2 protein-coding genes are annotated in these 1746 nt (G+C 34.5%); both read right to left on the reverse strand.

Translation table 11 applies throughout. The features are described 5' to 3' along the window. Positions 1-158 precede the first annotated feature (158 nt). On the reverse strand, positions 159-662 hold the full coding sequence (locus tag ON09_RS23595; RefSeq protein ID WP_010603535.1) for a hypothetical protein: 504 nt from the start codon (positions 660-662) through the stop codon (positions 159-161). Positions 663-782: 120 nt separating this feature from the next. Beyond that, entirely contained in the window at positions 783-1703 is a 921-nt protein-coding gene (miaA, locus tag ON09_RS23600) for a tRNA (adenosine(37)-N6)-dimethylallyltransferase MiaA (protein ID WP_010603536.1), read from the reverse strand. Positions 1704-1746: the final 43 nt, after the last annotated feature.

The raw sequence follows: 1746 nt of genomic DNA on the forward strand, positions 1-1746 counted from the left end.
ATGTTAGATATATTTAAGTTAATAAAAGGGTTTGCATATACATACGATAATATCTGGTGAACAGATTTTTTTAATTTTCATTTTTTTTCAGAAATTTTTATTAATAAAAAAAAGCCTCAACTTTCGTTGAGGCTTTTTTGAATTATTTACCTGAAGGATTAAAGGCTAAAGCCGTAAGCTAAGCGCAAACCTACATAACCGGTTGATGTACCATTCTGAGCTAAACCTTCATACTTAACACCTAGGTCTAAACCACTATCCCAAGCGTAACCAATTGCTGGTGAATACACAAATGATGTTCCGCTTCCTTTATTTGTACCGAAGCCGGCACCTAGTTCTGCCAAACCATAAATTCCTGAACCAGATTCATTAAAGAAATATTTAGCACCAACTTTAGCAGGAATGTAACCGAAGCTACCGCCGCCAAACTCATCTTTAACAGAAAAACTTGTATAGCCAGCTGTTACAGGAATTGAAAGTTGTTTATCAACATTGAACTGATAGCGAAGATCACCACCAATTGCTAAACTATACGCATCACTTGTTGGAATACCTACATTTAATCCTATTCCTAAATTTTTCGATTGTGCATTAACGTTTGTTGAAAAGAATAAAGCTACAACAGCTGCTGAGGTAGCAATAATTTTAGTAAGAGTTTTCATTATAAGATAATAATTTTGAGTTAAACTAATATATCTCGACAATTACAAAACCTGTGCCAAAAGAGCTATTTTGTTTAAGCGTACAACACAAACTTATTATTATCTGGACATTACAATAAATTAATTTTTATTCAAAACTTTATCTAAGATTTGTTGTTTTAAAAGGTTTGTCTTTAACGAAGAATTAAGCCAATTTATCAATAAACCGTCCTTTTCCATCTTACGAAAGAAAGTGTTCTGACGTTTTGCATACTGGCAAATCGCAATCCCAAGTCGTAGCTTAAACTCATCTTCCGATAACAAACCGCTTAAATAATTAACAATGAATTTATATTCTAAACCGTAGAAGACCAGCATTTCTTTAGAAATTCCTTCATCGAGTAAATGCTGAACTTCCTGAATCATTCCGCCACTCAACCGCTCCTCCAATCTTGTTAAAATTTTTTCCCTGGTGATTTCAACTTCATTTTTTAATCCAAAAATTATCGGTTTGATCTCTAATCTTGGAACAGTTTCAATTGTATTAAATTTTAAAAATTGAGCGACTTCAATAGCTCTGATTAACCGCTTCTTTGAGTTAAGATCCACATAATCTGTATTTTCAAACTTTTGAAGCCTGCTAATTAATTCCTCTTTGGTTTCCTTTTCCAATGCAGCCCTAAGCATTTCATTTACCGGAACAGCGGTATAGCGCTGGTTTTGCAACAAGCTGTGAATGTATAAACCAGTCCCGCCACATAAAACAGGAACTTTTCCCCTGCTCAAAATATCTTCGAATACGCGGTAGAAATCATTTTTAAAAGCGTCTACATGATATCGCTCTCCAGGCTGAAGGATATCTATTAAATGATAAGGAATTTTTTGGCCGTTAAAGTTATATTCCTGAAGGTCTTTACCTGTTCCGATGTCCATTTTCTTAAAAACCTGCCTGCTATCTGCACTGATAATTTCACTATTTAATGCATGGGCTACCTGAACGGCCAACCTGGTTTTACCAGAGGCGGTTGCACCTAAAATAATGATGAGATTGAAATCAGTCATTTTTATTTTTTAGGATAAACTTTAGGCTTCCGGTGTTAAAGAC

It is taken from the genome of Pedobacter agri PB92 (assembly GCF_000258495.1).
GTDB classification, from domain to species: domain Bacteria; phylum Bacteroidota; class Bacteroidia; order Sphingobacteriales; family Sphingobacteriaceae; genus Pedobacter; species Pedobacter agri.